This is a genomic window from Streptomyces purpurascens (assembly GCF_045040895.1).
GTDB lineage: Bacteria > Actinomycetota > Actinomycetes > Streptomycetales > Streptomycetaceae > Streptomyces > Streptomyces purpurascens.
On sequence record NZ_CP108341.1, the window covers coordinates 5,113,131 to 5,137,523 of the forward strand.

24 protein-coding genes are annotated in these 24,393 nt (G+C 68.9%); 10 read left to right on the forward strand and 14 right to left on the reverse strand.

Annotated features, from left to right (window positions below):
• Window positions 1-95: 95 nt before the first annotated feature.
• The 3 genes from OHU35_RS23285 to OHU35_RS23295 are packed head-to-tail and all read right to left on the reverse strand — an operon-like array spanning window position 96 to window position 2,940.
• Window positions 96-2,117 (reverse strand): N-6 DNA methylase, encoded by a 2,022-nt coding sequence (locus OHU35_RS23285; RefSeq protein WP_405506706.1) that lies wholly within the window; start codon window positions 2,115-2,117, stop codon window positions 96-98.
• Window positions 2,114-2,743, reverse strand: a complete 630-nt coding sequence (locus tag OHU35_RS23290; RefSeq protein ID WP_405506707.1) for a restriction endonuclease subunit S — start codon at window positions 2,741-2,743, stop codon at window positions 2,114-2,116. The genes OHU35_RS23285 and OHU35_RS23290 overlap by 4 nt, the downstream gene beginning before the upstream one ends.
• Window positions 2,744-2,796: 53 nt before the next feature.
• Window positions 2,797-2,940, reverse strand: a complete 144-nt coding sequence (locus OHU35_RS23295; protein WP_405506709.1) for a hypothetical protein — start codon at window positions 2,938-2,940, stop codon at window positions 2,797-2,799.
• 722 nt (window positions 2,941-3,662) lie between these two features.
• On the opposite strand from OHU35_RS23295, the gene OHU35_RS23300 reads away from it, so the two are divergent.
• Window positions 3,663-4,364 (forward strand): restriction endonuclease, encoded by a 702-nt coding sequence (locus OHU35_RS23300; RefSeq protein WP_405506710.1) that lies wholly within the window; start codon window positions 3,663-3,665, stop codon window positions 4,362-4,364.
• A gap of 146 nt (window positions 4,365-4,510) precedes the next feature.
• On the opposite strand, the gene OHU35_RS23305 is transcribed toward OHU35_RS23300, so the two are convergent.
• Both OHU35_RS23305 and OHU35_RS23310 read right to left on the reverse strand, forming a co-directional pair.
• A complete protein-coding gene (locus tag OHU35_RS23305) occupies window positions 4,511-4,747 on the reverse strand; it encodes a DUF397 domain-containing protein (RefSeq protein ID WP_405506712.1) in 237 nt (78 codons plus the stop codon).
• A complete protein-coding gene (locus OHU35_RS23310) occupies window positions 4,744-5,625 on the reverse strand; it encodes a helix-turn-helix domain-containing protein (RefSeq protein WP_405506714.1) in 882 nt (293 codons plus the stop codon). Before OHU35_RS23310 ends, OHU35_RS23305 begins: the two co-directional genes overlap by 4 nt.
• A gap of 221 nt (window positions 5,626-5,846) precedes the next feature.
• Here OHU35_RS23310 and OHU35_RS23315 point away from each other — a divergent pair, with 221 nt between their 5' ends.
• Window positions 5,847-7,187 carry a hypothetical protein gene (locus OHU35_RS23315; RefSeq protein WP_405506716.1) on the forward strand — a complete coding sequence of 447 codons (1,341 nt, stop codon included), beginning with the start codon at window positions 5,847-5,849 and terminating at the stop codon, window positions 7,185-7,187.
• Window positions 7,188-7,242: 55 nt separating this feature from the next.
• A complete protein-coding gene (locus tag OHU35_RS23320) occupies window positions 7,243-7,947 on the forward strand; it encodes a 2'-5' RNA ligase family protein (RefSeq protein WP_405506718.1) in 705 nt (234 codons plus the stop codon).
• On the opposite strand, the gene OHU35_RS23325 is transcribed toward OHU35_RS23320, so the two are convergent.
• Window positions 7,828-8,388 carry an ATP-binding protein gene (locus OHU35_RS23325; RefSeq protein ID WP_361709465.1) on the reverse strand — a complete coding sequence of 187 codons (561 nt, stop codon included), beginning with the start codon at window positions 8,386-8,388 and terminating at the stop codon, window positions 7,828-7,830. The genes OHU35_RS23320 and OHU35_RS23325 overlap by 120 nt on opposite strands.
• Before the next feature lie 212 nt (window positions 8,389-8,600).
• Here OHU35_RS23325 and OHU35_RS23330 point away from each other — a divergent pair, with 212 nt between their 5' ends.
• The 6 genes from OHU35_RS23330 to fxlM all read left to right on the forward strand — a co-directional run bounded on the left by OHU35_RS23330 (window position 8,601) and on the right by fxlM (window position 15,189).
• Window positions 8,601-9,008, forward strand: coding sequence for a hypothetical protein (locus OHU35_RS23330; protein WP_361709467.1), 408 nt, complete (start codon window positions 8,601-8,603; stop codon window positions 9,006-9,008).
• A complete protein-coding gene (locus OHU35_RS23335; RefSeq protein WP_280858727.1) occupies window positions 9,008-9,184 on the forward strand; it encodes a hypothetical protein in 177 nt (58 codons plus the stop codon). Before OHU35_RS23330 ends, OHU35_RS23335 begins: the two co-directional genes overlap by 1 nt.
• A 185-nt stretch (window positions 9,185-9,369) precedes the next feature.
• Entirely contained in the window at window positions 9,370-9,573 is a 204-nt protein-coding gene (gene fxlA, locus OHU35_RS23340; RefSeq protein ID WP_405506721.1) for an FxLD family lanthipeptide, read from the forward strand.
• Window positions 9,574-9,652: 79 nt separating this feature from the next.
• A complete protein-coding gene (locus tag OHU35_RS23345) occupies window positions 9,653-12,703 on the forward strand; it encodes a lantibiotic dehydratase (protein WP_405506722.1) in 3,051 nt (1,016 codons plus the stop codon).
• Entirely contained in the window at window positions 12,703-13,878 is a 1,176-nt protein-coding gene (locus OHU35_RS23350; RefSeq protein ID WP_405506723.1) for a lanthionine synthetase C family protein, read from the forward strand. Before OHU35_RS23345 ends, OHU35_RS23350 begins: the two co-directional genes overlap by 1 nt.
• 87 nt (window positions 13,879-13,965) lie before the next feature.
• Window positions 13,966-15,189 carry a methyltransferase, FxLD system gene (fxlM, locus tag OHU35_RS23355; protein WP_405506724.1) on the forward strand — a complete coding sequence of 408 codons (1,224 nt, stop codon included), beginning with the start codon at window positions 13,966-13,968 and terminating at the stop codon, window positions 15,187-15,189.
• Window positions 15,190-15,646: 457 nt separating this feature from the next.
• Here the strand turns inward: fxlM and haaN are convergent, their stop codons facing one another.
• From haaN to OHU35_RS23395, 8 genes are all read right to left on the reverse strand, one after another.
• Window positions 15,647-16,126, reverse strand: a complete 480-nt coding sequence (gene haaN, locus OHU35_RS23360) for a cyclophane-containing RiPP N-acetyltransferase HaaN (RefSeq protein ID WP_319299619.1) — start codon at window positions 16,124-16,126, stop codon at window positions 15,647-15,649.
• A 92-nt stretch (window positions 16,127-16,218) separates the two neighbouring features.
• Window positions 16,219-17,379, reverse strand: coding sequence for an FxsB family cyclophane-forming radical SAM/SPASM peptide maturase (locus OHU35_RS23365; protein WP_405506726.1), 1,161 nt, complete (start codon window positions 17,377-17,379; stop codon window positions 16,219-16,221).
• Between the two features lie 13 nt (window positions 17,380-17,392).
• Entirely contained in the window at window positions 17,393-17,596 is a 204-nt protein-coding gene (gene haaA / locus OHU35_RS23370) for a HaaA family cyclophane-containing RiPP peptide (protein ID WP_134040030.1), read from the reverse strand.
• A gap of 139 nt (window positions 17,597-17,735) precedes the next feature.
• Window positions 17,736-20,492: a cyclophane-containing RiPP biosynthesis TPR protein HaaT gene (haaT, locus tag OHU35_RS23375; RefSeq protein ID WP_405506728.1), complete on the reverse strand. Its 2,757-nt coding sequence runs from the start codon at window positions 20,490-20,492 to the stop codon at window positions 17,736-17,738.
• A 549-nt stretch (window positions 20,493-21,041) separates the two neighbouring features.
• Window positions 21,042-21,347: a hypothetical protein gene (locus tag OHU35_RS23380; protein ID WP_257850720.1), complete on the reverse strand. Its 306-nt coding sequence runs from the start codon at window positions 21,345-21,347 to the stop codon at window positions 21,042-21,044.
• Window positions 21,348-21,440: 93 nt separating this feature from the next.
• Window positions 21,441-22,019, reverse strand: coding sequence for a hypothetical protein (locus OHU35_RS23385; protein WP_388466006.1), 579 nt, complete (start codon window positions 22,017-22,019; stop codon window positions 21,441-21,443).
• A gap of 883 nt (window positions 22,020-22,902) precedes the next feature.
• The gene (locus OHU35_RS23390) at window positions 22,903-23,454 is read right to left on the reverse strand and encodes an ImmA/IrrE family metallo-endopeptidase (RefSeq protein WP_159083194.1); all 552 of its coding nucleotides are present in this window, start codon (window positions 23,452-23,454) and stop codon (window positions 22,903-22,905) included.
• Window positions 23,451-23,984 (reverse strand): helix-turn-helix domain-containing protein, encoded by a 534-nt coding sequence (locus OHU35_RS23395; protein WP_107443189.1) that lies wholly within the window; start codon window positions 23,982-23,984, stop codon window positions 23,451-23,453. Before OHU35_RS23395 ends, OHU35_RS23390 begins: the two co-directional genes overlap by 4 nt.
• 137 nt (window positions 23,985-24,121) lie before the next feature.
• On the opposite strand from OHU35_RS23395, the gene OHU35_RS23400 reads away from it, so the two are divergent.
• The gene (locus tag OHU35_RS23400; protein ID WP_086800763.1) at window positions 24,122-24,385 is read left to right on the forward strand and encodes a hypothetical protein; all 264 of its coding nucleotides are present in this window, start codon (window positions 24,122-24,124) and stop codon (window positions 24,383-24,385) included.
• Window positions 24,386-24,393: the final 8 nt, after the last annotated feature.

Here is a 24,393-nt window from a genome sequence, read left to right on the forward strand (position 1 = left end):
CGGAGCACGGCATCGGGCGGGAGGCGGACGGTCCTGGACGGGGGTGAATTAGACCAGAACTGAGACCAGGCCCGGGCACCGACCTCCCTGTGCGCTCACATATGGCCGAGGGCTGCCATTCGCGCTTTGAGCCGAGCTGCTGCGGTTTCGTAGCGTCGCTCAAGGTCGGCCAACGAGGTCGCGTATCGATCGCCCCATGAGAGGTATGTCTCGACCAGACTCTGCCGTTCCGTGACGACAAGCTGTCTGACGCGCGAGCAGAGGTCGTCCCCAAGGGCATCGAGTACGCGCGCGATGTCTGGCTCGGACGGGATGCGCGAGGTCCCCAACCAGCTCGGGCGAGTGCTGTGCCATCGGTCGACAACGCCGGTAAAGCCGCGGTGGTTGAGGCTTCTGAGGTCTTCCTCGTGGTCCGACCACCACGACGCGAGGGCACCCCTCAATTGGTGCTCGCCCAAGATTCCCAGTGGCATCAGGTCCGCACAGAACGATGAGCGAAGCTGGGAGCGTAGACCGGACGTGAACAGACGGTTTGTGCCGGCCATGTCAGCGAAAAGATGGTACTGCTGCTGCCACCAGTCTCTGGAGCGGAAGATGAACCTGCGTTCCAGATCAGCGGCCAGTTCCGGAATGCGGGCCGCGGTCGCCCCGTACCCCTCCTCGAGGAAGTCCACGTAGTGGAGGCCACTAGGCTGGAACAGACCGTCGAGATCGATACCGAAGGCACGGAACCTGTGGCTTGCCAGGTCGATTTCCCTTTTTGGGACACCGCCTGTCAGTGCAGCTCGGACATCGAGCAGGGGGTCCGCGGACGGGTCGGTGTCGACGTAACGACGGATGTTGAGGTTGAAGTCGTTTGCCGCGATGTCGTCCAGTGAGACGACGCTCGCGAAGCCAGGGATGTCCTCCCAGCCTTGGAAGGATTCGACGATTCTCTCTACGTGCTGTGGTTCCAGCCGGTTCTGTGCGCGGCCTGAGGCGATGTGGTGCTCGGCATTGATGAAGAGAACGCTGCCCCGCCGGTCCGTCGGTAGACCCTGGGTACCCCTCAACACCAGGATGCAGGCGGGTAGAGCTGTGTTGTGGAAGACGTTCGGCCCGATTCCGATGACGGCTTCGAGACGACCGTCATCGATGAGCCTTCGGCGGATGTCGGCCTCCGCACCGCCCCGGAAGAGTACGCCGTGCGGAGCGACCACGGCCCCGACGCCGTCGGGACGGAGAACACTGAGTACGTGCTGGACGAACATCAGGTCGGCATTAGCGCCTGGTGTCCAGCCATACTTCATTCGCTCCGCGTAATCGACCTCCTGCCGAACGTACTTCATTGAGAACGGTGGCGCCGAGAGTACGCGGTCGAATTGCTTGATTCGCCCGTGTTCGAGGAGTGGATCGGCCAGGCAGTCGCTGACGGATACGGACGTGTCTCTGAGGCCGTGCAGGAAGAGGTTCAGCGCGCCGTTGAACCATGCGGCGTTGTTCTTCTCCTGCCCGTACAAGGCGAGATCCGCTTCGTTCCCGTCATGCTGCTCAACGTAGTGCGCCGCCTGGAGAAGCATGCCTCCCGAGCCCGCGCATGGATCGTAGACAGACTGACCCTCCTGCGGTCTTACGAGTTCTGCAAGAAGCCTGCATACGGCACGTGGGGTGTAGAACTCGCCGCTTCGCCTGTCGGACATGGCCACGGCGCTGAGAAAGCCGTCGTAGGCACGGCCGAGCACATCACCAAACTCAAGGTGGTCGTCACTGAGTCGCAGCGGGTCGAAGTGGTAGATCAATCGTTGGAGCGTAGACGGGCCGGGGACCCGCCTGTTGAAGTCGACGCGGTCGAAGAGCCCCTTCAGCTCTCTGGGGTTGCTCTTCTCCAGTGCCCATAGTGCTCTGTTGAGTGCCTCTCCCAGTTCGCGGGGATGGTGTGCAACGACGTGGGACCAGCGGGCGAGGTCCGGAACTGTGAGCAGCCCGGGCTGGTCCGATGCTCTCTTGAGAATGAGCAGCGGCGCGATGACCTCGCCGTAGTCCGAGGCTCGCAGATCACCGCGCAAGATGTCGGCGGCCTGAAAGAGGAGTTTCTCAAGTTGCTCGGTGGCCAGTGGCCCGACATGGTTCTCGTTCACTGGTGCGGCCACCTGTTGGTCAGCTCGTCGAAGACCGACGGTCGAAGGGCCTCCAGACGTGTGGCCATCTCCCGCTGAATCCTGATCTGCTCGTCGATGTCGGCGAGAGCTTCGACGACAGCTCGCTGGCGCTCCAGAGGGACCACGGTGACTGGTAGCTGATTCAACATTGCCGAATTAAGCGAGGGGACCGTGCCGGGAAGCGCCCGCCCCAGCAGTTCTCTGCGCACGGGAGGGTGCGTCAGGTACGCGGCCAGGTATGCAGGCAGTACCACATCGCGATGTGGCCGGATGCGCAGACAGGAAGAGCTGTAGAGCCAGCCCGTGTGTTCGGTTCCGATCAGGGCCAGTCGGCCAAGCGTTCCTTGCCGCACGACAACAAGGTCACCCGCGCGTAGTGCGAATCGGGCGAGTCGCTCGGCCTGTCTCGAGGGCACCCGGCGAACCCGCCGGGCGTCCACGGAGAAGTGTTCTGTGAGGTCCGGTGGTGCGATGACCGGTACCCCGTCGGGACCGTCGTGCAAGTGTTCCAAAAGAGAACCGGACGGGCCGGCTGTCACGCTGCTCAGGTGCCCCAAAGGAATCCGCTCGCCCTGGGCGTCGCCCCAAGCGTCTTGCGGAGCCATGGATCTACGGCTTCCGTGCACAGCTCGACCCGTCCTTCGTATGTCGTCGTGGATCAAACGGCGCGCAGCCAATACCGCAGAGCCGCGCGCAGGAGTTCCTCCGCTGCCACTGCCAGCATGGCCAGGGTGACCGCGGTCAGAGCGGCCCGCCCGTGCCCCGTCAGGGCGGCCGCGACCAAGCCCACGATAATGATCACGACAAGCGTCACCACTGTCTTCCTGGCTTGCGAAGGCCAGGTCCAGGCATGATGGACGTTGGCAGTTCTCATAAGAATTGCCCTTCTGTCCCTGTGAGGGGACGGTTGGGCCGCACCGCCTTGCTTGGTTGGCGCCCGGTTGGGCGGTGCGGCCGTACATGGGTCTCACACCTGCTGTGCGCGATGCCGCAGCGCAGGAAGGGCACGCCCGTTCCCCCGGCACCACACGCGAAACCCGGATCCCCGGGCCTCGGTAGCCCCAACTCTACACGTCCGAAGCTGCGAAGGGAGCTTCGCAGATCCTCAACTCTCCGTTGTGCGGCGGGAATTATGTGAATCACATTTTGTGGCGGGACTTTTCTCCGAGTTTTGTGGCGCCTGCCGCCCGGACAGTGGCGACTGTTGATACCGCTCGCTCCGGTACCTCTGCCACGCCGGCTTGCTTACGCCTGGCCGTAGAGACTGGTCAGGCCGACGAGTTGAACGCTCGGTGAGGCTTCGGCGGCTGCGTATGCCTTGTCGTCGAAGCCTGCTCCGCGGTGACCACCGGAAAGAGCAGCGGACGTCGCTGCCGTTGACGTCCGCGGTGGTCGCGTCGTTCGCCGGACCCACGCTGCCTCGCCAGGCAATCGGGATCCAGACATGGCTGACTTGCGCCCTTCTCGCGCTGCGTCGGGCTGCCCACACTGCCGTACACGGACCTGTGGGGGAGGGCTGCGATCGTGGCTGGGCGTAGACGGGGTACGGCTGCTCGCAGGCGGCGGGCGGCGCGGCTGAAGGCGATGGCGGCCAGCGGTGGTCTGGTGCTGGTTCTGCTGGTGGTGTTCTGGTCGGCCGTTTGGCCGTACATCACGGGCGCACTGGTCCTCGGCGGCGCCGGAGCGGCGGCCTGGTGGCTGTGGCGTGCGGACCGGCTCGTGCGCGGGCGGGACCGTCTCTGGCGGCAGGAAGAGGCGGTGAAGGCCGGTCATCGGACGCTCACCGAGGTGGACGCGATGACCGGCACCGAGTTCGAGGACCTGGTCGCAAGTCTGTGCCGACGGGACGGATGCACAGAGGTCCGGCAGGTGGGCGGTGCGAACGACAATGGCGTCGACGTCGTCGGCCGCCTTCCGGACGGCCGGAGCATGGTGATCCAGTGCAAGCGCTATGCGCCGAGCAGCACGATCGCGAGTCGCGAGCTACGCGATCTGCTGGGTGCCAAGGTGCACTTCGAGGCCGACCTCGCGGTGTTCGTGACGACCACGCGCTTCAGCCGCCCCTCCGAGCGGTTCGCCGTGCAGCACGGCATCCTCGCGGTGCACCGCGACCACCTCGGCCTGTGGAACAACGGAGCCTCCCTGCTCTCCCTGAGTCAGGTGAACGGCCGCGGCCAGGGAGACTCCCGGCACCGAGTGCGCTGGAAGCGCGCGTACGGGAGATGACCGGCCTCGCGGGCGCGCGAGGCCGGTTTCATGGCGGACGTTTCGCAGCGCGGCCTCAGTTAGCGCCACGGCGGTCGTGAGACCCGAGACACCTACGCCCATGACGACGACCGTCACGGCTCTCTCCTCACGCCCCGGCTCTCTGCTCAGCCCCGATGCTCACCGAAAGCCCCGCTGGCGATTCCGCCAACCAGCGCGCGCATCGCCGCCTTCGAGAAGAGCAACGGCCCACGCCCGATGTCCTTGGAATCGCGCACCGCGGCGTGGTCGCCCAGTGCAGCGACTTCCACGCAGTCGTTCGCACCCCCGCTGTACGAGCTCATCCACCACCGCGCGTGCGCGAGATCGACGTCGTGCGGGGCGGCCTCGCTGGGCGTGCTCACTCTTCGAGCTCCTTGCTGATGCGTGCGATGCGGGTGCGGGTCTCCGACGGGTCCAGGGCGGTGTCCCTCAACTGGTCGAAGATCCCCGTGTAGTTGTCCACGTCCTCCGGGGACTCGAGATACACGGAGTTCTTGGGGTTCTCCAGCCACACCAGGTCCGGCGTGGGGGGCGGGAAGGTCAGGACGACGAACGGGCCGTACAGTCCGGGATGCGCGCCGAGCGAGAACGGCAGCAGCTGTACCGTGACGTTCGGCTGCTCGCTGGCCTCCACCAACTTCCGCATCTGGTCGCGCATCACTTCGACGGAGCCGACCGTCCTCCGCAGCACGGCTTCGTCGAGGATTGCCCAGAACCTGGCTGGGGTCTCACCACCCAAGCGGCTGTTCTGCCGCTCGATGCGCACCGTGACCAGGGACTCGACCTGCGGCGCGGACAGGTCCTTCCTCATCTGGGAGATCACGGCACGCGCGTAGTCCTCGGTCTGGAGCAGCCCTGGCACGAGCATCGGCTGGTAGCTGGCGAGGTGCGTCGCTCCGGCCTCGAGCGCGAGGTACCCGTCGTAGCGGGTCGGGGTGAGCACTGTCGAGTACTTCCGCCACCAGGGCTTCTGCTGTTCCTTGTCCGCTCGCACGAGGTCGAGCACGTCGGCGCGCCGGTCCTCGTCCTTGACGCCGTACAGGTCCAGCAGTGCCCGGACGAGGACCGGCGTCGTGCCGCGTTCGCCGTTCTCGATCCGGCTCAGCGACCCCTGGTTGACCTCCAGTTGATCGGCGACCTCGGTGAGGGTGAGTCCGGTCGCGTCACGCAGTTCCTTCAGCCGTGCCGCGAGCTGTCGCCGGTACACCGACTGCGGGACCAGGCTTCTCTTCAAGGCCATGCCGGAAGTCTCTCCGTACCGGCGACACCTCTACAACCCATACGGGTCAACTTCACCAGACATATTGCCTAGTTGGCAGTTGCATCGGCATGCTGTCAGGAGTCACGGCGCGCGTTCGTACGGGCATGCGCCGCAGCCGACCGATGGGCGAGCAGGCCACGACCTCGCTACCGGCACGCGCATCCGCGTCGGTCCTGCACGCCGCACCAGGAGGGTGGGCCATGCCACGGACAACGCTGCTCCGGCAGCTGCTCCAGCAACGGCACCTGACGACGCACGAGGCTTTCGCCGCCCAGTACGAGCGGGCCGCCGTCCGGCTGGCAGAGCTCGACCGAGACCCCCGCCTGGCGTCCCTCCAGGTCTCTCCACGCCAGTTCGACCGCTGGTACGGCGGGGAGTTGCTGACCCTGCCCCGTCCTGACGCCCGCCGGGTTCTGGAGCACATGCTGGGCAGACCCGTGTCCGAGCTGTTCTCCACGGCGGACGGCGGCGACTCCGCGCACGACCGTGACGAGGAGTCGAGCACGCGCCAGCAGGCGACGAGTGCCCCTCCGCCACGAGAGGACGACGAGAACCCACTGGACATCGTCACCCGGACTCGGCAGCTCACCGCCAGCAACGCCGACGACGCGACGCTCGCCTTCCTCGACTCCTTGCTGGAGGGCATCGCCAGCCGGTACGAACAGGACGGGCCGTACGCTCTTCGCCCCCAGGCCCGCCAGGTGCGGCAGCTTGCCCACACCCTCCTCAACGGCCGCCAGCCCCCACGCACGCGCCGGGAGCTCTTCCGCCTCGCCGCCCGCGCCTCCGGCCTGCTCGGCTACATGGCGGTGAACACGGGCGACTTCGCGCTCTCGGAGGCGTACTGCACCGAAGCCCGGGATCTCAGCCGCGAGATCGGCGACCTGGACACCGACCTCTGGGCGTGCGGCACCCTCTCCTTCAGCCTCTACTACGCCGGCCGCTACGACGAGGCGGACGCCTGCGCCGCCGCGGCCGTCGAGCGAGCCCCACGCCACGCCCAGTGCATCCGCCTGCTCGCCAACGGACGGGCCAGGGCCCTCGGCAAGACCGGCGACCGGCGTGCCGTCCAGCAAGCCATCGGACAGGCACTCCGCCTCTCCGACCTCCACGAGGTACCCGTCGGGCTGACCTCCTGCATCTCCTTCGAGCCGTACGGACGGGCCAGGACGCTGGCCAACGCCGTCACGTCACACGTCGCGCTACGCAACACGGCCCAGGTACTGCGCGACGCCGAGCACATCGACGACCTGGTGGAGCACTCGACCTCCTCCTGGAGCCGTTCGCTCGTACGCCTCGACGTCGCCACCGCGCTGCTGCAGCAGCGCACGCCCGACATCGACCAGTCGATGGCACTGGGCCGTGAGGCCCTGCAGTTGTGCGGAGAGACACCGATCAGCTCCGTCTACCAACGCTCCCGTGACCTGCATGAGCAGGCCGGGCCATGGCGTGATCACCCGGCGGTACGCGATTATGACGACGAGTTCCGGACCTGGAGCTCGCAGCCAGCGGCCCTGGCCATGGCGTCATCTGCGTCGTAGGCGCTGAGGGTGTCGTCGCGCTCCGGGGCAGTGTGAAGCCGAAGGAGTACGTCGGGTGCCCCTGCTAAGCGCCGATCCCGCCGCGTTCCCCGCCGAGCCCCCCGTCGACACGCACGATCCGGCGGTCACCGCGGCCCACGACTGGGCGGCGTTCAGCGCACTCGACGAGATGACCGACCACTGGGCACGCCCCGGCTGGTCGGACGGCAGTCGCGCGTACTACTGGATGCTGACCTTCCCGGATGATCAGCGGCTCGCTGCTCTCGCCGGGCACTGCCAGGAGGAGCTGGCCCCTCTCGGCCTCGACCCGGTGCCGACGGACGGACTGCACATCACCCTCGCCCGAGTCGGAACGCCGGGCGTCGTCACCCCAGGCCAGCTGGACAGCCTGGCGCGGGACGCCGAGGCGCTGCTGCCCTCCGCTTTCTTCGTACACGCCATGCCGCTGGCCGGCTCCCGAGGCGCCGTCCGGCTGTCCCTCGGCCCCTGGGAACCCCTGCTCCGGCTGCACCACGTGCTGGCCAAGGCGGGGAGCAGCGTCGGTCTGGCCCCGAAGAAGCCGACGTCCGCTTTCCGGCCGCACCTGAGCCTCGCGTACAACAACCGTCGGCGCCCCGCAGCGCCGGTCGTGGACGCGGTCTCAAGCCTCCGAGCTCTCCCTGCCGTCGAACTCTCCGTGCCCGCCGTCCAGTTGGTGGAACTCCGCCGTGAGGGGCGGACGTACCGCTGGGATGTGCGGAAGAGCGTCCCGCTCGGATAGCACGCCGGCGTCCAGGGCGAGAACCACGACCACTTCCTTGCCGATCGCGGTCGGCCGGACGGACCACGCGGAGGCCAACTCGCCGACGAGCAGCAGTCCGAGACCACTGCCCGTCAACTCATCCACCGACTCCTCCGCAGAGCGTGCCCGGACTCTGGAGACATCCCGTCCCGCGTCATGGACGCGCAGTACCGCCACGTCCCGGTAGACCTCCACACACATGCAGTCCGGTCCACCGGCTGTGTGCCTGAGCGCGTTACCCGCGAGCTCCGAGGCGATCAGAACGGCGTCGTCGACCCGCTCCGGCGCGGCATGGCCCTCGAGGAGCTCTCGTACGTGTCTGCGCGCGAGGCCCGAAGGCTCGGTGCAATCGGCCAGCTTCACCCAATGACGCCGTACTGGCGTCCGCCTGCAGAGGCGCTCTTCGTCCACCGCGTCCATCGCCGCTTCTCGTTTCCGCTTGGCACTGGACCGATCAGCCTCGCTCCGCCTGAGCCGCGGCGGTACGCCGCGGCTCCGCCTCCTCGCGTGCCGCCGGACGGCGGACAAACGGCGTGCTGACGGCGTACCGCCGCCGACTGCCCCCGACGAGGCTCTTCGTCGAGGCGTCGAACCCTTGGCGTCTCGGCTCACCTGGCTGGAGGTAACGCGGAATGAGCGGCAGTGCGAGGCAGACCGCACCACACGAGGTGCCCCCGGGCACGCGCCTGGTGCTGTACGCCTGTCTGCCCGCGTCGCTCGGTGAGGCCGCCGACCACAGTGTGGCCAGCGCACAGCGGTACGTCGCCGATGCCGGCTGGGAGGCGGTCGAGACATACGTCGACCGGGCGGCACCGTTCGAGAGCCGTGCCCTATGCGAGGGCTGGCACAACGCTCTGGCCGCGGTCGAGCAGGGGAAGGCGGCCGGGATCGTCACCCCTCTGCTCGTGATGCTGGGGCATCTGGAGGAGGACAGGGCGAACCTCGCTGCCTGGCAGGCCCGGACCGGGGCGCTGATCACGACGCCGTGGGCGGTCGTCGACGCCGCCGGCTCCACGGCCTTACGGCGGTCGGCGGCGTGATGACCACCATGCGTCAGGGGGTTCTCCGGCAGCTGCTCGGCCAGGTCGGATGGGTGCTGCGGCATCCGGCGACGTACGTAGGTCGGTTCGGCTTCGGCACCTTCCAGGTTCTGTTCCTGCCCGTCCTGGTGACCGGCACAACGCTGACCACGCTCTACGCGGGCCAGTTCCGGTAGCCCCGGCCCGTGTCCTCGACTCCCCTCTCCGGATGCTCCGAATCCATGTCCCCCACGGAATCCGGTCAACCGGAGAGGGGCCGCACCCAAGGTGCGAATGCAGAAACCCGGCCCTGCGGCACTCCGTACGCAGGCCGGACAGCACGACGAACCGTTCGGAACTTTCCGACAGAAGAGGAAGTGCGATGACCGCAACCATGCTCAGCCCGATCATGACGGCCAGCACCGGGGCGTCCGCTGCGACGGCCACCCCCGAGGCGCCCGCCGACCCGTTCGACGTCGACCTGACCATCGTCACGGAGATCGGCGCCGACCTGCTCCCCAAGGCGTGCGGCACCGGTGACGGGTGCGCGGCCTCCTGCGCCTCGTCCTGCGCCAGCGCCGTCTGACGACGGCCCGTGCACGGGGTCGGGGGCGCTGCCGCCCCCGACCCCGCTCGTTCACAGCACTGACGGCGGAGGCATGGGGATGGGAAGCGACGGAAAGCTCTACCAGCACACAGGCGCGGCGCTGCTCCGGGCCGCCGCGATGCCGCTGACGGGTCTGCCGACATGGTGGCCTGACCCGTCCGACACGGAGGCGTGCGGCAGGTGGCTGAGGCAGGTGTGGGCCGATGCGCGGTTCGCCGACGCCGTCCGGCAGGCGAGCGGCGATCTCGCCACGCGGGTCGACGCAATCTGCGCTGGGCAGCCGACACGCTCCAAGCAGGTCCGGCGCGCCGCTTTGGCCACCGTCCGCTACTTGTTGCGCGCTACCGGGCGACCGACCCCGTTCGGCCTCTTCGCGGGAGTCGCCGCGGCCAGCGTGGGTTCGACGCCACACGTGAGGTGGGGCGACACACACCAGGCCGTGGCGCGGGTGGATACCGAGTGGCTGGACGACGTCATCGTCCGCCTGGAGGCGTGCCCGATCCTGCTGGAGCGCCTGGATGTCGTCCTGAACAACCTGGCGGCGCGCCGCGGCGGGCGGCTGCATGTCCCGCACGGCGGACCGATGGGGGCCACCGTCCGGCACACCAGTGCGGTACGCGTGATCGAGCGCCTCGCGGGCGGGCCGGTCAGCTTCGCCGCCCTCGCCGAGCAGTTGGCCGCCTCCTTCCCCCGAACCGAGCCGCAGAACATCCGCACACTGCTCGGCGCGCTGGTGCGCGAGAAATTCCTGATCACCAGTTTGCGCGCGCCGATGACCGACACCGATCCGCTGTCCCACCTGATTGACCGGCTGCACGGCGCGGACGCGGGCACGGTGTCGCAGGTCGCGCAGGTTCTGCACGAGCTGGAAGCGGTGCTACGCGCCGTACACGAGCACAACCAGCGCCCGGCGAGCGCGCAAGGGCTGGCTCGGGAGGAACTCACGGGTCGACTGCGTGGGCTCTCCGACGCGGGCCGAAGCCCCTTGGCCGTCGACCTGAGGCTGGACGCCGAGGTACGGATCCCCGAGAGCGTCGCGCAGGAGATGGAGAGGGCTGCCGATGCCCTACTGCGGCTCACGCGCCGACCGGCGGGCCAGGGTGTGTGGAAGGAGTACCAGGTCGCGTTCTGGGAGCGGTATGGCACCGGCACGCTCGTGCCGGTGAAGGAGGTCGTTGACCCGGCGTCCGGGCTCGGCTATCCAGCCGAGTATCCCGGCAGCCGCATGACCGCTCCGCCCCTGACAGTCTCCGCGCGGGACGAGCGGCTGCTGGCCCTGGCCTGGCAGGCGCTGGCCGACGGCAGCAGGGAGATCGTCCTCACCGACGACCTGATCGACCGCCTGGCCGGCGATGCGCCGACCGGGCAGGAGGCACCACCCCACGTGGAGATGTGCGCGCGCCTGCACGCCGACAGCTTGTCCGCCCTGGAGCGCGGGGACTTCACGCTCACGGTGACACCGGCCCGTGCCGCGGGCACGCTCACCTCCCGGTTCACTCCGGTCGCCACCGGCACGGGACTCGACGAGGTCTACCGCCAAGTCCCCACGGGCGTCGAGAACGCGCTGACCGCGCAGCTCTCCTTCCCGCCGCTGTACCCGCACACAGAGAACGTCGCCCGCATCCCCGCTTATCTTCCACACGTGATCCCGTTGGGCGAGCACCGCAGCCCGGATGACACCGCGCCGACGGTCATCGACGTCGACGACCTCGCGGTGACGGCCACGCACACCCGGCTGTACCTGGTCAGCATCTCCCGCCGTCGCTTGGTGGACCCGCAGGTCTTCCACGCCATGGCCCTGGACAAGCAACCCCCGCCCCTGGCCAGGTTCCTGGCGCACCTGACCCGCTCCTTCGGCCCTGCCTGGACCAGCTTCGACTGGGGGCCGCACGGCGCACGACTGCCGTTCCTGCCGCGCGTCCGCTACGGGCGCGTGATCCTCTCTCCCAGTCGCTGGAACCTGACCGACGACGACCTTCCAAGCCGCGGCGCGGACATGCGGGAGTGGACCGACGCCCTCGGCCGGTGGCGGAAGCGGTGGCACTGCCACGGTGCCGTCGAGCTGCGGGAGGACGACCGGACACGTCGGCTCCAACTCGACGTGCCCGCACACGCCACCGTCCTGCGTGCCCACCTGGACCGGGAAGGCCATGCCGTGCTGACGGAGGCGCCGGCCGAGGAGACCTACGGCTGGATCGGCGGCCACGTCCACGAGATCGCCCTGCCGATGACCAGCACCCGCCGGCCGATACCCGACCCGCTCTCCGGCTTCCTCCCCGTGCTCACCAACAGCACCCTCGGGCCCGTACCGGGGGCGGTGCAGGCACCCTGGCTGAACGCCAAGATCTACAGCCACCCCGAACAGTTCGAGGAGCTGATCGCCACCCACCTCGCGCGGCTCGTGCCCCAACTCCCAGGTACACCCGAGTGGTGGTTCATCCGTTACCGCACCCCGAACGACCTCGACCACCTCCGCTTGCGTATCCGCACCCGCAGCCCCGGACAGTACGCCGCCTGCGGTGAGCTCGTCGCCGGATGGGCCACCGGGCTGCGCCGCGAGGGGCTCAGCAGCAGGCTCGTGTTCGACACGTACACCCCCGAGATCGGCCGCTACGGCCCAGGCGCCGCCCTGCGCTGTGCCGAGGCGGTGTTCACGGCCGACTCGGCCTACGCCCTCGCCGCCTTGCAGGGCCCCGGAGGCGACGGCGTAGACGGACGCGCGCTGGCCGCGGTCGGCATGGTGGACATCGTCTGCGGCTTGCTCGGCCCCGACGAGGGCATGCGGTGGCTGGCGAACCGGCCCGCGCCTCCGGCTCGCGTCGAGCGATGCGTCAGCGACCGGGCCATCGAACTCGTTCGCCGCACTACGCCTCATGCCCGGGGCTGGGGCGAAGCGCTCGCCCAAGCGTGGCACCGTCGCGCCGTGGCCCTGGCGCTGTATCGCGAGGGCCTCGCCGAGAGCATGGACCTCGATTCCGTCCTGGAATCCTTGCTGCACATGCACCACAACCGCCTGCGTGGCCTGGACCGGGAGGACGAGAGGATCTGCCGCCGCCTTGCCCGTCAGTCCGCCGTCGCATGGGCCGCCTGGCCGGGGGAGAGCCGCTGATGAACTACGACGCGCCGCCCACACCCACCGGGCCCGGCTGGGGGCAGTCGCTGTACTCCGGCGCGGCGGGAGTCGCGCTGCTGCACGCCGTCAGGGCCCACACCGGCGAAGACGACAGGGACGCGCTCCGGCCGTGGGCCGCTGCCATGCTCAAGGGCCCGATCCAGGCCGCCCCCGAGGCATGCGGTCTGTACGAGGGTGCTCCGGCCGTCGCGTACGTCCTCAGCTTTACGCACACGAACACCGCCGCTCGCGCCCTGGCGACCCTGGACACACACCTCGCCGACGTCACACGCCAACGACTCCAGCGGGCACACGCCCGCATCGATCACGGCGCGTTGCCCACCCTGGGCGAGTACGACCTCATCAGCGGACTGACCGGGCTGGGCGTTTACCACCTGCACCGCGGCCACAAGCCGGAACTTCAGGAGGTCCTCGCCTACCTGGCGCGGCTGACGGAACCGATCACCTTCGAAGCGCAACGTCTGCCCGGCTGGTGGACGGGAGACAGCCCCGATCTGCGACCGACGCCGCGATGGCCCGGCGGACACGGCAACTTCGGCCTCGCCCATGGCATCACCGGACCGCTGGCGTTGCTGGCCACGGCGCTGCGCCACGCCCACACGGTGCCCGGACAGACGCAAGCCATCACCCGGATCTGCGACTGGCTCGACCGGTGGCGCAACGGCACCGGCTCGCGCGCCTGGTGGCCGGACCTGATCACCCGAGCCGAACACCGGAGCTGCGAGCTCCAGCGTCCAGGACCGAGACGCCCGTCCTGGTGCTACGGCACCCCCGGCATCGCCCGCGCCCAGCAACTCGCCGGCCTCGCCCTCGGCGACCGTGACCGGCAACGGCAAGCCGAGCAGGCCCTGGCCGGATGCCTGGCCGACGACCAGCAGCTCGCCCAGCTCACTGACGCCTCCCTCTGCCACGGTTGGGCGGGGCTCATACAGACCGTCTCCCGTGCCGCCGCCGACGCCCTCGACGACGAACTCGCGTCGCATCTACGCCGCCTGAACGTCCGGCTCAACAAGCACCTGGACCACCACGGACTGCCGGTCGGCGCCGGCCTGATGGACGGCACGGCAGGTATCCACCTGGTCCGTCTCACCGACCCCGTCAACACGGCGATCACCGCCCCCTGGGACCGCTGCCTGCTCCTGACAGGGTGACGCCGCGAACCGCATCCGCACACCAGAACAAATGAGAACGATCTGCCCCTGCCGTACGCACAGACGGGCACCTTCCGAAAGGACGCGATGAACACCACCACTGGCGCCTCCCCCGAGGACCTGCGTAACCGCCTGGTCGACGCCATTCTGGAAGAGGACCTCTCCGGCCTCCACGACGCACGCGTCGAGACCGCCATGCGGACCGTAGCCCGCCACGCCTTCCTCCCCGACGCGCCCATCGAGGAGGCGTACGCCAACAAGAGCGTGACGATCAAGGAGAACCCCGACGAGGACGCACTCCCGCTGAGCTGCGCCTCCCAGCCCGACGTCGTGCACTTCATGCTGGTCCAGCTCGCCGTCCGCGAAGGCGACAACGTCTTCGAGATCGGGGCCGGCACGGGCTACAACGCCGCCCTGCTCAAGCACCTCACCGGGAAGTCCGGACAGGTCACCACGTGCGACATCGACGCCGACGTGACCGCTTACGCCCGCCGGACGCTGGACGCGAACGGATACGAAGACGTTCGCGTGGTCACGAGGGACGGTGCCCTCGGCGCTTCGGAGTTCAGCCCGTACGACCGAATGATCGCCACGGTTGGCATGTGGGACCTCCCCGGTGCCTGGTGGGGCCAGCTCGCCGTCGGCGGACGCCTCGTGGTCCCGCTGCGATGGCGCGGGCTCTCCAGGGCCGTGGCCTTCCAACACGAGGAGGGGCGGATGCGGTCCGACTCCGTCAAGATGTGCGGCTTCCTCCCGGTGATCGGCCAGGACGGAGAGCGGAACGATTACATCGACGACGACCGGCTCGTCCGGCTCTACTGGGACGAGGACCAGTCCGTCGCCCCGGAACTCCTTCGCGACGCGCTCACCCGACCGAAGGCGGTTGTCTGGACCGGCGTGACGGTCGGGCCCGTCGAGTCGTTCGACGGCGTCTGGCTGCGGCTGAGCGCCACCGAGCGAGCGACCTGCCGCATCACTGCGAAGCCCGCAGCGGTGGAGGCCGGCCTCCACCGCCCCGCCTCACCCGCCCTGAGCCCCGCCCTCGTCGAGGGGGACTCCATCGCGTACCTCACTCTGGAGCGGACCGCCGAAGACCTCGAGACAGAACCCCGGTTCTGGCTGGGAGCCGTCGGCTATGGCCCGGCCGGCGCCGATCTCGCCGAGCGGATCTGCGCGCAGATCCGCGCCTGGGGCGCGGCCCGGATCGCCGAACCCGTGGTCACTGCCTACCCCGCGGACACACCGGACAGTGACCTCGCCGACGGAGCCGTGATCGACCGGCCCTCCGTGCGGCTCGTCATCAGCTACTGATCCTGACGTAGGTGGGTGCGGCCGTTGACGGGTGAGGCCGCGCCCGCCGTTGTCGCAGCACGGTGGTCAGCCCTGCGCAAGGTTCGCCTCACAGTGGGGGCACCGTCGCACGGCCCGCCGCCTCGGATTGCCCGCGGTGGCGGTCGCCGGAGAAATACTGCTCAACCGCTCCCAGAGCCCGGGAGGAGGATTCGGGATCCACCCCCAGCGCGGCGGCTGTACGTCGTCCTCGGTCATGTGGTCGCACCATCCCGGCCTGTGCGCGACCTGCTTCGGGGAGATCAGGATCGTGTCCTCCGGGTGAGTACGCCACTCCGTCCTCACGAATGTACTCATCGAACGCGGGGTCGCCGACGCCGACGCGGACGAGCCCGGCGGACACTCGCATCCGAGCCCGATGACGATCTTGCCGCCGCACTCGTCGCAGCGCTCCACGTCCACTGGACTCGTACCACCCTCACGCCGTGCCGGAATCGACCCGGTAGACGATCTTCCCGTCGAACTCGGCGAACCCGAGTGACTTGTAGAAGGCCCGTGCCCCCGGGTTGTCGCTATCAGTCATCCATTCCACGCGGCTGCACCCGGGGCGCGCTGCGGCGATGGCACGGAGTTCGTCCATGAGGCGGGCACCGATGCCCTGCCGTCGGAGCGTGTTGCGGACGTACAGCTCCTTGAGGAACAGAGAGTGTGAGGAGCCAGCGGCCGGCCAGAGGAATGAGTAGGCGGCGAGTCCGACGATGTCCCCGGTCTCGTCCTCGACGAGCAGCGCGGAGGCCAGCGGCGGCGAGCCGAACAGCGCCTCTTCGACCTGGGTTCGGCGTTCCTCCAGTGGCTGGATGTCGGTGTCGGTCGCACCGTAGAACCGCTCGATCTCCTCGATCAGCTCGGCCATGGCCGGGACGTCCCGCTTCTCCGCAGGGCGGATCGTCACGCTCATCGGCGCCTCCTGTCGTTCCTCGGTAGCTTCGGTCACTGCTGCACTCATTCGCTCCAACGCGTGATCCCCTCCTGGCGGTACGGCATACGCGTCTACGGCGACGAGGCGGCCTGCGCATACGGGTCCCAGCCGTGCTGCCGCAGGGAGCCCTGGACGTGTCGGATGAGGTACTCCAGGTCCGCGCAGTAGACAGACGGGTTCCGGTAGCCCTGGGCTTCGCTGAAGCGGTGCGGGAGGTAGCCACCGCCGCACACGTCCACGAGTGGGCAGGCCCGGCACTGCTCGGCGAGCGCCTCTTTGCCGTGCTGCCGGTGCAGCAGCTTCGGGTGCGACAGCGCTTCGTCGAAGGAGTGGCGGAGGACGTCGAGCCCGAGCCAGGAGGCGCCCTCCTCGACCGACCGCAGGGTGTCCACTGCTTCGATGGAGCCGTCGGACTCGATCACGACGCTCGTCGGCGGGGCCAGGCCAAGTGTCTCCACCGAGCCGCGAACGCCAGAGCTGAGGGCCACGATGTCCTCCAGCATCCGGACGCTGTGCCTGTACTCGGGCCGGGCGAGCCAGGCGTCGTACACCCTGCTCATCCACAGTCCGTACTCGGGCACGCTCGGGTCGGAGCGGTGCGGCGGGTCGTCGTGGGTCGCGTGCGGCAGGCCGAAGTCGATCACGGGCGGTTCGAACGCCGCCAGGTAGTCGTGGACCTCCACGGGGTCGTTGGCCAGGTCCACGACGGCGAGCAGTCCCGCGAACAGGTGTGGCCGCGACCGCAGGAGTTCGATGCCGCGCACGGCGGAGGCGGCGCTCGACCGCCCGGCGTGGGTCAGCCGGTGCCGGTCATTCGCAGGTGGCGGTCCGTCGAGGCTCACGCCGACCGCAACCTCGTACCGTTCGAAGAGGTCCAGCCAGGCACCGGACAGAAGAGTCCCGTTGGTCTGGAGCTCGAAGAGGACCCGGGTCCCGGCCGGCGCGGCGTCCCGGACGGCCTCCAGCAGACCGGCCATGTGCCCGATGCCGACGAGAAGCGGCTCCCCGCCGTGCAGTACGACGTGGATGGTCCGAAGGCGGTGTGCGGAGGCGTGTTCACCGATCCGCCGGGCCGCAGCCTGGACCACAGCGAGGTCCATTCGGGCGGGCAGGCGCCGCGCCGCCTGGTCCTTGGAGTTGAAGACGAAGCAGTAGTCGCAGTCGATGTTGCAGCGGTTGGCGACCTTGAGGATGAACGTCTGGAAAGGAGCGGGGCCTTCGGGTTCTGTCATCGAGCGGATGTGCTTACAGCGGCCAGGGCCAGATGAGCGAGGCCGCGTGGGCACCGTCACCGACCCGGCTCGTCGCGCCCTCCTCGGCCTCCAGCCGCTGCCGAACGCGGGCGGCCACGCGGTCCAAGACGGCGGTGCCGGCCACCATCGGCTCCGCGGATGCCGGGCCGACGGGCGTGATGGTGCGTGGCTCGGTGACGGACGTGGGTGACGGCATTCAACGCTCCTCGTGAGGTACGTGCCGGAGGCGGCACGGTGCGACGGGGCTGAAGCGACAGATCAGCCGGAAACGTAGCACCCGCAACCACCCACCTGGCACAGGGAATTCGGCCACCAGGTCGGCGTCAGCCGGACCGCTACACCAGCAACCGTTCGATGTCGTCCACGGACGCGCTCACTCCTAACCGCCGGTACACGGTCACGGCGGCTCGCAGCGAGTCCACGCCGTGACCAGGCCCGTCAATCGTCCAGTCGCAGCGGCCGATGCCCTCCAGCGCCCGCGCCTCCTCCAGCGGGCAGCGGATGTCCCGCGCGACCATGAGCGCCTGATCGAAGTGCCGACGGGCGGCCGGCGGTTCATCGGAGGTGAACAGCAGCGTCCCCCAGTGGTTCAGTACCTCTGCCTCGCCGCACCGGTCGCCCAGGTCCCGCAGAATCTCCAAACCGCGTTGGAACGCCTCGATCGCACCGTCTCGCTCACCGACGATGCCGCGTGCCACGCCCAGCTCGCTCAGCGAGGCGGCCTCACCCCCGCGGCTGCCGAGCTCGCGGTAGGCGTCCAGGGCCTCCTCCAGAAGCCGGATCGCCTGTGTCGCATCCCCGGTCACCCGCTCCACGACGCCAAGGTGGCGGACGCTGGTCGCGCGGCCGAACCGTTCACCGAGCTCGGTGAAGTGCGTCATGGCCTGGTTGTGTGCCGTCCGCGCTCCCTCGATGTCCCCGGTCAGCCGTCGGACGACGCCCAATTCGTTCAGCGCGTAAGCCTGGTGCACCCGGTCATCCAGCTCCAGGTAGATGTCGAACGCTTCCTGGTGATGCCGCGCGGCCAGGTCGTACGCGCCCATGAGGCAGTGCGCGACACCCAGGTCCCGCAGGGAGTTCGCCTCCCCGTACCGGTCACCGAGTTCTCGGTAGATCGCCAGGGCCTCGCTCTGCGCCTCTACCGCCGCGTCGAACCGGCTCATCTGCCGGTGTGTCATGCCGAGATCCGCGAGCGCGTTCGCCTGTCCGAGCCGGTCCCCCAGCTCACGGTAGAGGGCGAGGGCCTCGGTCTGGGCGCGGGCCGCGTCCTCGTTGTCCGTGGTCAGGTACCAGACGATGCCGAGCTGGTTGAGCGCGTCCGCCTTGCCGCGCCGGTCGTCGACCGCGTCGTACGCCGTCACGGCGTCGTTCAGGGCCTCGATCGCCTGTGGGTAGGAAGCCGTGAAGCGGCGTACGACACCCAGCTCGGCGAGGGCATCACCCTGCGCCCGCTGGTCGCCGGTGTGGCGGGCGCCCTCGGCGGCGGTCCGATGGAGCCCGACGGCCTGGTCCCAGGGGCCAGCCTGGCGCAGGAAGGGCGCCATGGCCGCGGCGAGCCGGACCACGAGGTCGTACAGGGCGAGGCCATTCGCCCGCCGGACGCAGGCCAGGACGTTGGCCCGCTCGGTCTCCAGCCAGCTCAGGGCATCCGCCCGCGACTCCAGGACCGGTGTCTCCACCCGCGAGGCGTCGTCCGGCACCGGTGGCACCGCGGCTCCGCTGCGCACGATGTGCCCGTTCGCGACGGCGAGAGCGGCCAGGTAGTAGGTGCACACACGCTGGACGGCCTGTACGTGGTCCATGCCCTCTCCCTCGGCGGTGAGACCGCGAGCGTAGGCGCGCAAGAGATCGTGCAGCCGGTAGCGACTCCCTGGTTGCTCGTCGATCAGGTGGTCGTCGTAGAGCGCCTCAAGATGCCGACGGGCCATCACGACCGAGACCTCACCAAGAGCCGCACCGACGTGCGGGTCGAGATCGGTGCCGGGGAAGAACCCGAGCTGTCGGAAGAAGCGCTGCCGCTCCGGCGCGAGATCTCGGTAGGAGAGATCGAACGTCGCGGTGACGGCGCGTTCCCCGGCGCGCAGCTCTCCCAGGCGGTCCCGTGCCGCCACCAGCCGCCCGCGCAGGTCCTCGGCGTTCCACGACGGATGGTGCCGCAGCCTCGCCGCGAGAAGCGACACGCCCAGCGGCAGACACCCGCACAGCCGCACCAACTCGTCCACCACATCCCGACAGAGAGCGTCGGACGGCCGCCCACTGAGTCGCACGAAGAGGTCGACCGCGTGATCCGGCGGCAGTGCTTCCACCGACATAACCACCTCCTCGTTCGCCACCAGCCGCTTGCGGCTGGTCACCAACACCAGGCACCCGCTCCCGCCGGGGAGCAGCGGCTCCAGCTGCCGGTAGCTGGCCGCGTTGTCGAGAATCAGCAGCGCCTTCTTGTCCGCGAGCCTGCTCCGCCACATGGCCGCCCGGGCCTCCGTGACCGCTCCGACGTCGTCACCGACGGGAATCTGCTGCGTCGGCACGCCGGCGGCCGTGAGAAGTGAGGCGAGCGCCTCGCCGGCCTGCACCGGAGTGCGCCCCGGCGTGTGCCCGTTGAGGTTCACGAAGAGTTGTCCGTCGGGGAAGCGCTCAGAAAGCAGGTGGCCGGCGTGCACGGCGAAGGCGGTCTTCCCGACGCCTGGCATGCCGTCGATCACATGAACGGGCAGCCCCTGACCACGCTCCTGTGAGGCCCGCACTGAGCCCACCAGCCGTTCCAGTTCCGCGGCACGGTCGGTGAACGCGGCTGTGTCGCGCGGCAGCGAACGCAGCACCTGGGCGGCCCCTGGTGGCCCCGCTCCATCCTCCGGTCGCCCTGGCGGGGTGGGAGGCCGCGTCTCGGAGAGCCCGGCGAGCAGGGCCGTCAGCCCCGCCATCGTCACGCCCAACACGACGAACGAGAACCAGGCGTGCTCCTGTAACCACCCCAGCCAGCCGGGCCACCGCGACTCGTCGGACACGGCGTTCGTGACGAGCCCGACCAGCATGGTGGTCACAGCGCCGCCTCCGGCGACGACGGCGATCGCGATCCCGCGCCGGAGTCTCATACGGAGGCCCCAGCAGCAGCCAGGGGAGCGGCCGATTCCCACCTGGCGCCGCTGATGAGATACCACGCACTGCCAACCGACCTGGTCACGAAGGCAACCCCCGAGTAGAACGCCCCGACTTCCCTAACGCAACAGCCCTCGTCGACCTTGGTCAAGGGCGCCTCTGAGCCACGGCGCGCACCACGAAAGCCCCTGGCGATCGCGTGCCGGAGCTACGTGGACACGGCTCGCTACTTTGGGCAAGTGTCTGCTGTCATTCAATCGAGTCGTTTGGCGGCAAACCCAGCCGTTTCGGCTGGCCTTGATGGTGAACCTAATCGCGTGGGGTGAACGTGCCGGAGGGCGCGTGTGCCGGGCGGCGAGCCGTGTGGCCGCTTCCGTGAACGTCACGTACACCGTGGCGGTTGGGAACGCTCTTTACGCGGTCTGTCGCTGTCGTCTGGCGTGCTTCCTCCTCTTTCGTGGAACGCCCGATCATTATGTTCGACGGCGGTCATTAATCATCCCCGGTTGGGGGCGCTCGCGGTCACAGACCAAGCGCTGGCTGTCCTACAGGTGGTCGAGGGGTTCGGCGGCGAAGGTGCCGTCGCCAAGCGGGGCTTCGGTCAGCTCAAAGCGGTGCGAGAGGCTGCCGATCCGGCGGGTGATGACGCTGCCGGGCGCCCGGGTGGTCTCGTACTGCACGGGGCCGCCGTCGGCGCCGGTGGTGCCCAGCAGACTGAAGCGGCGCAGCACGCGAGGTGGCGTCAGGCTGCTTCGGCGACGCCGGTAGAGCCAGCTGGCCGCAGCGGTGAGACCGGTGACGATCAGGCCGACTGCGGCCGGGATCAGGAACTTGTCGAAGAGCGCGGACACGGCGGCATCACTCCTGCGAGGCGGGTAGGGCCCGCCGCTGTGACGGGCCGCGCCGACTTTGCTGCAGACGGGGGCTAGCCGCGCAACCCCCACTCATCTGGCCGTGCCGTTCGGGAAGTTGGGGCTGGCCGGCGGCTCGTCGTCGACCATGTCGAACGCGTTCGGCACGTCGGCATCGGGCGCCCAGCCCGGGTGCGGGGCGAGTGCGGAGGGCGCATCCTCATCCCAGGCGGTCCGGGGCTCGGGGCTGGAGTGGGCGAAGGCGGTGCGGAAGACGGCCAGATCCTCGCCGGACATCTCGTAGGCCGCGGCTTGCCGCCATCCGTCCTGCGGGCCGCCGCCGTAGATGACGGTGACCGGCGCTTCGGTGCCCTCGGGCCACCAGCCGTGCTTGACGCCGCGCTTGAGGGCGTAGGTCAGGGCCACGGTGGGGCCGCGCAGTCCGCGCGGAAATGCCTCGCGCAGCACGGCGGCCTCCAGGTGGCCGTCGGATTCGACAACCAGGCGCACGAAGAGGCGGGCGCTCGCGTTGAGGGTGTTCAGGAAGATCATCGCGCGGTCGACGTTCCATGCGGTGTCGACGGAGACGGCCAGTTCGTCGCGGTGCTCGGAGAGCAGGGCGAGCAGTTTGCGCTCAAAGTCAGCTGAGGAGCCTTCAATGGTGATCCGCACAAGATCCCTCCGACACGCTCTATGTAGTCTCTATCGATCGCTATAGGGAGCGTGGCGGACCGTGGGCACGATTGTCCATGCAGTTCTCAGATACCCATGACATAGCGCTCTGCAGGCGCCCACATTGACGTGAGACGTCGCGTCTCGGCTCGGATAATGTGCCGTATCCGAGCTAAAACGGGCCTGAGCTGCGGCGTTATCGCATCTCAGGCCCATTTCGGTCCCTCAGTCACCTGCTTGCGCTGGAGAGCTCGGCTACCCGGCCGTCTTGCGGTGGCCCTATCTCCCCGCAGTCCACAGTGTGGTCCCGGAGAACCCTTTCCAAGGGTGTGGGCCGGATCTTCGAGGCGATGACCTCCTGCCCCACGTGTCAGGTGCTCGTCGGTGCCACCCCCATCACAGTCACGACGCGCAGCTGCCCACCCCGAAGCTGGGCGAGGAGAGGTGGAGCCAACTGCTCACCTTCACCGCCGGCGGACGCAGCAGCGTGGTCAAGCAGACGGCCGTCCGTACCGAGACGGTGGTCGTAGTGGTCTCTGGCAGCGCGGCCCTGGTTGACGTCCACGTGGCGAAGGCTGTCGACAAAGCTCACGGCGCGGGCTGGGTCTGCCTTTTTGGGGCTATCGCATGAAGTACGTCGGACGTTGCTGATCGTTCTGCTGTCGCACGACAGCTGAACGATCCTCCTCGAGCAGCTGCCCGGTGGGACCGCCCAGCGCCCGCTGAGTATCGATGCACCGTCACACCGCTCGTACGCGCGCGTCGTTCATCGCTCGCGGCCGCCCGGCATGCGCCACAGAGCCCGCCAACCGAAGTACTTGCCCGTTCCCGCGCCACGTCCCGGCGGTAAGCGGCAGACCGACAGCGCCTACCTCCGGCACCGTCAGCGGCCTCGGACCTGTTTGGCCACCCCAGTGGTGTTGTACCGGTACCGGGCCATCTCTTCGGTCACTCCGTAGTGCTCGGCGATCTGCGCCGGCCCCCACTGGCGGCGGACTGCGCCGAGCAGCAGGGGGCGGGGAAGCATGAGTGTTCCGCCAAAGGCAGTGGCTTGCTCTTCCTCGTCGGGGCGGCAGGTCCTGAAGGGCATGCCATTGACTTCGCGGATCTCGGTGAGGTCATGCTTCAGGACGAGGTGGGAGAGCTCGTGGGCCACGTCGCTGGCCCTGCGACCCGGGGTTCGGAGCGGGTTGGTGACGACGATGTTCCTGCCGGAGACCTGGAAGGTCGCGGCGGAGAAGGCGTACGCCTGGACCCGTTCGAGTTCTTCGAGGCGGGTGTGGCTGACGAGCTTCTCGGCGCTGACGATCTTGACCTTGAGGTGGTCGGCGAGGTCGTCGACGTTCAGGGCATCGGTGTCGCTGAGGTCGAGTTCGCGGCGCAGTCGGAGGGCTTCTCGTTCGGCGTTGGCCTTGAAGCCTCGGGGGAGGGTCACAGTTCGCCTGCTTCGACGAGTCGTTCGAGTTCGGTGTTCATGTCGGTGAGCAGGTCGGCGAGCCGCTGGGGGACGCCAGGACGCAGCACCGAGGCAGCCCGGAGGTGGCAGGCAAGGGCGGGTACGGCGGGGACCGCCTCCTTCGCGAGGGCGTCGTAGAGGTCGCGCAGAACGGAGCTGATCTTGTTCGCCGCGTCGTCGGTGAGCCGAGGGTCTGCGTGGAGGTGGGTGATGGCCTGGTCGAGGGGCGACACCTGGCGGGTGGCGGTCGGGGTGAAGAAGCGGCTTGGGGAGACGCCGAGCCAGGCGCAGAGGCGGGTGAAGGTGGCGAGGTCGGGCTGGGCGCCGGCTTCGACCCGGGTGAGGGTGCTGAAGCTGACGCCCGCTTCGGCGGCGGCCTGCCGGAGAGAAAGGGGGCCGCGGTGTTCCTTCAAGAGGCGTCCGAGTTCGGCGATGTCGAACTGTTCGACAGCGTCCGGTCCTGTCGTTTCGGGGTCCGGGAGGGGGAGCTGGCTCCGGTCGGGGCTCATACGGGCAGCGTAGCGCGCAGCAATACGGCGATGAAGCTTGACTGCATCGACCCGAGGTGATCACACTGGACTCACTGACGCTTTGCTGAATCAGCAGAGTGGTCCTGTATCACCCCCGAACGCCTTAGGAGATCGGTATGCCCCAGACCCACGAGATCAAGATCACGGTGACCTCCGCCCTCGCCGAGCACCCGTACCAGCACGACTACGCCCCGCAGATGAACGCCACGAAAGTCCTGTCCGACACCCTCACCGCCTTCGGCTTCGCCAGCGACGGCACCACCCGCTACTACCTGTTCCACGACGGGCACGAGGTCCCTCCCGAGACAACGGTGGGCGAGCTGGCCGGGCACGCCAAGGCCCTGCACCTGAAGCTGCGCACCGAGACCACCAACGGCTAGAGCCCGGG

Excerpts from the sequence above, each read along its gene's own strand:
- OHU35_RS23290 (WP_405506707.1), bottom strand. The coding sequence starts at position 2,743 with ATGGCTCCGCAAGACGCTTGGGGCGACGCCCAGGGCGAGCGGATTCCT.
- OHU35_RS23310 (WP_405506714.1), bottom strand. The coding sequence starts at position 5,625 with ATGGCCTTGAAGAGAAGCCTGGTCCCGCAGTCGGTGTACCGGCGACAG.
- OHU35_RS23315 (WP_405506716.1), top strand. The coding sequence starts at position 5,847 with ATGCCACGGACAACGCTGCTCCGGCAGCTGCTCCAGCAACGGCACCTG.
- OHU35_RS23325 (WP_361709465.1), bottom strand. The coding sequence starts at position 8,388 with ATGGACGCGGTGGACGAAGAGCGCCTCTGCAGGCGGACGCCAGTACGG.
- OHU35_RS23330 (WP_361709467.1), top strand. The coding sequence starts at position 8,601 with ATGAGCGGCAGTGCGAGGCAGACCGCACCACACGAGGTGCCCCCGGGC.
- OHU35_RS23335 (WP_280858727.1), top strand. The coding sequence starts at position 9,008 with ATGACCACCATGCGTCAGGGGGTTCTCCGGCAGCTGCTCGGCCAGGTC.
- fxlA (WP_405506721.1), top strand. The coding sequence starts at position 9,370 with ATGACCGCAACCATGCTCAGCCCGATCATGACGGCCAGCACCGGGGCG.
- OHU35_RS23345 (WP_405506722.1), top strand. The coding sequence starts at position 9,653 with ATGGGAAGCGACGGAAAGCTCTACCAGCACACAGGCGCGGCGCTGCTC.
- OHU35_RS23350 (WP_405506723.1), top strand. The coding sequence starts at position 12,703 with ATGAACTACGACGCGCCGCCCACACCCACCGGGCCCGGCTGGGGGCAG.
- fxlM (WP_405506724.1), top strand. The coding sequence starts at position 13,966 with ATGAACACCACCACTGGCGCCTCCCCCGAGGACCTGCGTAACCGCCTG.
- haaN (WP_319299619.1), bottom strand. The coding sequence starts at position 16,126 with ATGAGCGTGACGATCCGCCCTGCGGAGAAGCGGGACGTCCCGGCCATG.
- OHU35_RS23365 (WP_405506726.1), bottom strand. The coding sequence starts at position 17,379 with ATGACAGAACCCGAAGGCCCCGCTCCTTTCCAGACGTTCATCCTCAAG.
- haaA (WP_134040030.1), bottom strand. The coding sequence starts at position 17,596 with ATGCCGTCACCCACGTCCGTCACCGAGCCACGCACCATCACGCCCGTC.
- haaT (WP_405506728.1), bottom strand. The coding sequence starts at position 20,492 with ATGAGACTCCGGCGCGGGATCGCGATCGCCGTCGTCGCCGGAGGCGGC.
- OHU35_RS23395 (WP_107443189.1), bottom strand. The coding sequence starts at position 23,984 with ATGAGCCCCGACCGGAGCCAGCTCCCCCTCCCGGACCCCGAAACGACA.
- OHU35_RS23400 (WP_086800763.1), top strand. The coding sequence starts at position 24,122 with ATGCCCCAGACCCACGAGATCAAGATCACGGTGACCTCCGCCCTCGCC.